Origin of the sequence: Streptomyces sp. C (assembly GCF_000158895.1) — a bacterium.
Lineage (GTDB): Bacteria > Actinomycetota > Actinomycetes > Streptomycetales > Streptomycetaceae > Streptomyces > Streptomyces racemochromogenes.
This window is the reverse complement of sequence record NZ_GG657750.1, coordinates 3,680,897-3,687,143: the sequence shown is the minus strand read 5'-3', so window position 1 is coordinate 3,687,143 and position 6,247 is coordinate 3,680,897. Positions and strand designations below refer to the sequence as shown.

6 protein-coding genes are annotated in these 6,247 nt (G+C 70.2%); 3 read left to right on the top strand and 3 right to left on the bottom strand.

The features are described from left to right. On the bottom strand, window positions 1-2,297 hold a 2,297-nt coding region (locus SSNG_RS16380), incomplete at its 3' end, for a transglycosylase domain-containing protein (protein WP_007264970.1). A gap of 397 nt (window positions 2,298-2,694) precedes the next feature. Here SSNG_RS16380 and SSNG_RS16375 point away from each other — a divergent pair. Continuing rightward, window positions 2,695-3,045, top strand: coding sequence for a WhiB family transcriptional regulator (locus tag SSNG_RS16375; RefSeq protein WP_030228569.1), 351 nt, complete (start codon window positions 2,695-2,697; stop codon window positions 3,043-3,045). A 38-nt stretch (window positions 3,046-3,083) separates the two neighbouring features. Here the strand turns inward: SSNG_RS16375 and SSNG_RS16370 are convergent, their stop codons facing one another. Both SSNG_RS16370 and SSNG_RS16365 read right to left on the bottom strand, forming a co-directional pair. Next, window positions 3,084-4,391, bottom strand: coding sequence for an ArsA family ATPase (locus SSNG_RS16370; protein ID WP_128636989.1), 1,308 nt, complete (start codon window positions 4,389-4,391; stop codon window positions 3,084-3,086). Next, entirely contained in the window at window positions 4,388-5,374 is a 987-nt protein-coding gene (locus tag SSNG_RS16365) for an ArsA-related P-loop ATPase (RefSeq protein WP_042801146.1), read from the bottom strand. Before SSNG_RS16365 ends, SSNG_RS16370 begins: the two co-directional genes overlap by 4 nt. Window positions 5,375-5,420: 46 nt before the next feature. Between SSNG_RS16365 and SSNG_RS39760 the strand changes: the two genes are divergently transcribed. Both SSNG_RS39760 and SSNG_RS16360 read left to right on the top strand, forming a co-directional pair. Then, the gene (locus SSNG_RS39760) at window positions 5,421-5,582 is read left to right on the top strand and encodes a DUF4177 domain-containing protein (RefSeq protein WP_007264966.1); all 162 of its coding nucleotides are present in this window, start codon (window positions 5,421-5,423) and stop codon (window positions 5,580-5,582) included. Further along, window positions 5,579-6,049 carry a RidA family protein gene (locus SSNG_RS16360; protein ID WP_007264965.1) on the top strand — a complete coding sequence of 157 codons (471 nt, stop codon included), beginning with the start codon at window positions 5,579-5,581 and terminating at the stop codon, window positions 6,047-6,049. Before SSNG_RS39760 ends, SSNG_RS16360 begins: the two co-directional genes overlap by 4 nt. The last annotated feature ends 198 nt before the right edge of the window (window positions 6,050-6,247 follow it).

Here is a 6,247-nt window from a genome sequence, read left to right as displayed (position 1 = left end):
GGGCACCGGCTTGACCGGGACCTCGGGCACCGGAGCCGTGCCGCCTCCGGTGGCGGAACCGCCGGCCGCGGCCCGCCGCCGGGCTTGTTGTCACCGCCGGGCTTGCCGGGCTTGTTCGGCTTGCGCGGGGTGGCGGGCGGCTGGGGCGTGTTGCCCCGGCCGCCGGTCCCGCCGGTGCTGCCGTTGCCGGCGCCGGCACCGCCTCCGCCCCCGACCGGGGACTCCGGGACGCTGGCCCCGACGAAGTTCGGGGCCTCGCGGCCGGAGAGCGCGCCCGAGACGGCGTCCTTCCAGATCGGGCCGGGCAGGCCGCCGCCGAAGACCTTCGGGTAGTACTGCCCGCCGATGGTGATGTCCTCCATCGAGATCTTCTTCGAGCCGCCGGAGCCGACCCACACCGCGCCGGACAGGTTCGGGGTGTAGCCCACGAACCAGGCGTTGTAGCGGTTGTCGGTGGTGCCGGTCTTGCCCGCGTTGTCGCGGTCGGTCAGGCCGGCCCGCTCACCCGTACCGGAGTCGACGACCCCGCGCAGCAGCTGGTTGATGGTGTCGGCCGTGTCCTGGGCCATCGCCCGGTCGCACTTGGACTTCGGCACCGTGAGCGCCTTGCCGTGCGCGTCGGTGATCGACTCCAGGGCGATCGGGGTGCAGTAGACGCCCCGGTTGGCGAAGGCGGCGTACGCGTTGGCCATCGTCAGCGGGGACATCTCGGCGGAGCCGAGCGCGATGGACGGCTCCTCGGGCAGCTTGACCCCGCTGGCCGGGACCACGCCGAGCTTCTGCGTCATCTCCATCACCGGGCAGAGGCCGATGTCCGAGATCATCTGCACGAAGTACGTGTTGATGGACTTCTCCATCGCCGTCCGCAGCGCGTACGGGCCGAACTCGTCCCGCGTCTCGTTCTCGGCGGTCTGCAGCTTGCCGTTGCCGAGCGGCAGGTTCTGCCAGGCCGGGCCCGAGCAGCGTGCCACGGGGCTCGGGTACTCCATCTTGTTCGGGGCCGAGTAGACCTTCGTCGGCTCCACGCCCTGCTCTATGGCGGCGGCCGCGATGAACGGCTTGAACGTGGAGCCCACCTGGAAGCCGAAGTTGGAGCCGCCCATCCGCTTGTCGACGGAGTAGTTGATCTGCGTCTCGTTCTTCCCGAAGCCGTAGGGCTTGGACTGGCCCATCGCCAGGACCTTGCCGGTGCCCGGCTGGACCATGGTCACGGCCGTGGCGACCGAGTCGTCCTCGTTGACGTGGTCCTTGATCGAGGCGTTGGCGGCCTCCTGCGACTGCGGGTCCAGCGTGGTGCGGATGGTCAGGCCGCCCTGGTTCCAGATCTTGGCCCGCTCCTCGCGGGTCTTTCCGAAGACCGGGTCGGAGAGGAAGGTGGCGCGCACGTAGTCGCAGAAGAACCCGGCGCCCTTGACCGCGGTGATGCAGCCGTTCTTGGGCCGGGTCACCTTCAGCGTGACCGGCTTCGCCTTCGCCTCGTCCGCCTCGGCCTGCGAGATGTCCTTGACGTCGGCCATGCGCTGCAGGACGACGTTGCGCCGCTTCATCGCCTCCTGGCTGTCGTTCACCGGGTCGTACCGGCTGGGCGACTGCACGAGGCCGGCCAGCAGAGCCGACTCCTCCAGCGTCAGGTCCTTGGCGGGCTTGCTGAAGTAGCGCTGGGAGGCGGACTCGATGCCGTACGCCCCCTGCCCGAAGTAGGTGATGTTGAGGTAGTTCTCGAGGATCTTCTTCTTCCCGAGCTCCTCCTCGACCTGGATCGAGTACTTCAGCTCGCGGATCTTGCGGCCGAGGCTCTTCTCCTGGGCCTCGCGCACCTTCGTCTCGTCGTCGCCGGCCTCCTCGACGAAGACGTTCTTCACGTACTGCTGCGTGAGGGTGGAGGCGCCCTGCGCCGCCCCGCCCTCCTGCGCGTTGCGGTTGACCGCGCGGAGGATGCCCTTGAGGTCGACCGCTCCGTGCTCGTAGAAACGCGAGTCCTCGATGGCGACGATCGCCTTCTGCATGTACGGCGACATCGCCGTCAGCGGCACGACCTGCCGGTCCCGTGAATAGACGGTGGCGATCAAGCCACCCTCGGCATCCAGGATCGTGGTGCGCTGGCTCAGCGGAGGCGTCTTCAGATTGGCCGGGATCTCGTCGAAACCCTCGACCGTGCCCTTGGCCGCGAGGCCCAGCGCGCCTGCGCCCGGGATCGCGATGCCGGCAAGTACGACTCCGGAGAGAACCGACACCCCGAGGAACTTGGCGGCCTGCTGCGGCCCCGTCAGCCCTGCGCCCGAGCGCTTCTTTCCCATGGAGGGCAGCCTACGTTCTCATTCACCGGACACGCGCGAATGCCTTGGCCTAAGCTGTCCCCAACTGTCACAGCAGTGCGGTGCGACATCAACCCCTCGGCTTGATTTTCACCCTTCCCGAATGGGGTGGACTGATGTCCGAATCCCGTCCTTCGCTCTGACGGACGCTCACCGGCGCCTTCCCGATTTCACCCGAATCGCCGGAATGGCCGGGCATGTCGCCGGATCACTCCGTCGGGTGATCTGCCGCTTACCCATAGTCCGTTCGGACCATTCAAGATTGGGCCCGTCGGGGGTGTTGCGCCGTCCCCGCCTTCCGTAACGTCCTCAACTGGCAGCGGTGAATATGCCGCTACCGCCGTGGGGGAGCCTCGATTCGGGAGAGGACGGCACCGGGATGGGCTGGGTTACCGACTGGAGTGCGCAGGCAGCCTGCCGCACTACCGATCCGGATGAACTGTTCGTTCAAGGAGCGGCACAGAACAGGGCCAAGGCGGTGTGCACCGGGTGTCCGGTGCGGACCGAATGCCTGGCCGACGCACTCGACAACCGTGTCGAGTTCGGAGTGTGGGGCGGCATGACCGAGCGGGAACGACGCGCACTGCTGCGCCGGCGTCCCACCGTCACCTCGTGGCGACGGCTGCTCGAAACCGCCCGCACGGAGTACGAGCGCAGTACGGGCATCCTCACCGTGGATGTCGACGCGGAGATCGACGTGTCGTACGAGACCTACGCGGCAGCCGGGTAACCACCCGGGCGCCGCGCCGGCACCCCTCGTACGTACGCCTACGCTCCTGCGGCCGGAACCCCGGCCGCGAGTCGCTCTCCGATGGCCCGCAGCCCGGCGAGGTCGTGCACATCGCCGGGCAGGGCGGCCACTTCGGCCACCGCCACCTCCGGGTGAAGAGAGGTGAAGCGATCGCGTGTGCGCTGCTCACGCGCGATCACCTGCATCCGCTCGGCGTGCAGGCGCAGCAGTCCTGCGGTGATCTGGTCCACGTCGTTCATGTCGCTCTGGTCGTGTACGTCGCCCACAGCGGCGTGTGCGTCGACCACACCGGGGGAGCCGTCGTCGGCGGCGTCACGAAGTCCAGCTTTCCCGGACTCCTGATCGACAATGCCGCCTTCTTCAAGATTCTCTGCGGCCGCCAGCGCCCGCTCCGCCGACAGCTGTTCCGCGTCACTCCCGTGCACCCGGTTCAGCACCAGACCGGCCAGCGGCATCTTCTCCGCGGCCAGCCGCTCCACGAAGTACGCCGCCTCGCGCAGCGCGTCCGGCTCCGGAGCCGCGACCACGAGGAACGCCGTCCCGGGAGCCTGGAGCAGCCGGAACGTCGCGTCCGCGCGCGTGCGGAACCCCCCGAACATCGTGTCCATCGCCGCCACGAACGTCTGCACGTCCTTCAGCAGCGAGGCGCCCATCAGCTTGCTCAGCGTGCCGGTCATCATCGACATGCCGACGTTGAGGAACGCCATCCCGGCCCGGCCGCCGACCTTCGCCGGAGCCATCAGCACCCGGATGAACTTCCCGTCCAGGAACGACCCCAGCCGCTTCGGTGCGTCGAGGAAGTCCAGCGCGGACCGGCTCGGCGGGGTGTCCACGACGATCAGGTCCCAGTCGTCCCGGGCCCGCAGCTGCCCCAGCTTCTCCATCGCCATGTACTCCTGCGTGCCCGCGAAGCCGGCCGACAGGGACTGGTAGAAGGGGTTCGCCAGGATCGCCCGCGCCCGTTCGGAGTCCGCGTGCGACTCGACGATCTCGTCGAACGTCCGCTTCATGTCGAGCATCATGGCGTGCAGTTCGCCGTCGCCCGCCCCGCTGCCGCCCTCTATCCCCGGCACCCGGCGCGGGGTGTTGTCCAGGGAGTCGATGCCCATCGACTGGGCCAGCCTGCGCGCCGGGTCGATGGTCAGCACGACCACCTTCCGCCCGCGCTCGGCCGCGCGTACGCCCAGCGCGGCCGCGGTGGTGGTCTTGCCGACCCCGCCCGCGCCGCAGCACACGATGATCCGCGTCCCCGGATCGTCCAACAGCGCGTCGACCGCCAGCCGCTGCGACGTGTCCAGGCCCATGCTCTCCCCGCCCCCGCTCATTCGGCGCCCACCTGCTTGCGCAGTTCCGTCGCCAGCTCGTACAGCCCGGCCAGCTCCATCCCCGAGCCGAGCAGGGGGAGTTCGTACGTCGGCACGTCGAGCCCCGCCAGCACCGCGCGCTGCTCCCGCTCCAGCTCCACCCGGCTCGCGTGCTCGGCGGCCTGCGTCAGGAGCGGCTCCACCAGCCGCTCGGCCAGCCCGCCCCGCCGCGCCCCGCCCAGCCCCGCCCGGGACAGGGCCTTGGCGATCTCGGCGCGGCGGCCTTCCGCGGCCGCCCGCAGGGTGTCCTCGTCGAGGTGGTGCGGGCGCACCATGTTGACGATCACCCGGCCGACGGGCAGCCCCGCCGCCACCAGCTCGTCGATCCCGTCCGCGGTCTCCTGGACGGGCATCTCCTCCAGCAGCGTCACCAGGTGCACCGCCGTGTCCGGGGACTTGAGCACCTTCATGACGGCCTGCGCCTGGTTGTGGATCGGCCCGAACCGGGCCAGTCCCGCCACCTCGTCGTTGACGTTCAGGAAGCGGGTGATCCGCCCGGTCGGCGGCGCGTCCATGATCACGTGGTCGTAGACGAACCGCCCGGCCTTGTCCTTGCGCCGCACCGCCTCGCACGCCTTGCCGGTCAGCAGGACGTCCCGCAGACCCGGCGCGATCGTCGTCGCGAAGTCGATCGCGCCCAGCTTCTTCAGGGCACGGCCGGCCGAGCCGAGCTTGTAGAACATCTGGAGGTAGTCCAGCAGCGCCCGTTCGGCGTCGATGGCGAGCGCGTACACCTCACCCCCGCCCGTGCCGGGCGCGACGGCGATCTTCCGCTCCTCGTAGGGGAGCGCTTCCGTGCCGAAAAGCTGTGCGATGCCCTGCCTGCCCTCGACCTCCACGAGAAGAGTCCGCCTGCCCTCGCGCGCGAGGGCCAGCGCGAGTGCCGCGGCGACCGTGGTCTTGCCGGTGCCGCCCTTGCCGCTGACCACCTGGAGCCTGCTCACAGCGTCCGAGCCTAACCACTCCCGCTCAGGCATTACGCTCGCCCCCATGACCAAGAAGTTCGAATACGCGACGGTCCCCCTGCTGGTTCACGCCACCAAGCAGATCCTGGACACCTGGGGCGAGGACGGCTGGGAGCTCGTCCAGGTCGTGCCCGGCCCGAACAACCCCGAGCAGCTCGTGGCCTACCTCAAGCGGGAGAAGGCATGAGCGGCGTCGTCGAGGCCCGGATCGCCGAGCTCGGCCTGACCCTGCCCGAGGTCGTCCCGCCGCTGGCCACGTACCAGCCGGCGGTCCGGTCGGGCGCGTACGTGTACACCGCGGGCCAGCTGCCGATGGTGCAGGGCAAGCTCCCCGTCACCGGCAAGGTCGGCGCCGAGGTCTCCGCGGAGCAGGCGAAGGAGCTCGCGGCGACGTGCGCGCTGAACGCGCTGGCCGCCGTCAAGTCCGTGGTCGGCGACCTGGACAGGATCGCCCGTGTGGTGAAGGTCGTCGGCTTCGTCGCCTCGGCCCCCGACTTCACGGCGCAGCCGGGCGTGCTGAACGGTGCGAGCGAGCTTCTGGGTGAGGTGCTCGGCGACAAGGGCGTGCACGCGCGCTCCGCGGTCGGGGTGGCGGTCCTGCCGCTGGACGCGCCGGTCGAGATCGAGATCCAGGTCGAGCTGCTTCCTTCCTGACGCCCCGCGCCCCTTCTTGACGCGCCGCTCGCGCGGCTCGGCCCCCGGGGGGCCTCCCCGGCTTCGCGCCGCTGCGCCGGACTCCGTCCGTCGGCCTGCGGGGCGGGGCCGGTTCGCGTGGCTGGTGCCGGTGGACCGGGTGCGGGTGCCGTGCCGCTGCGTGGGGCGAGGTCCCCTACCCGCCCTTCCCCCGTTCCC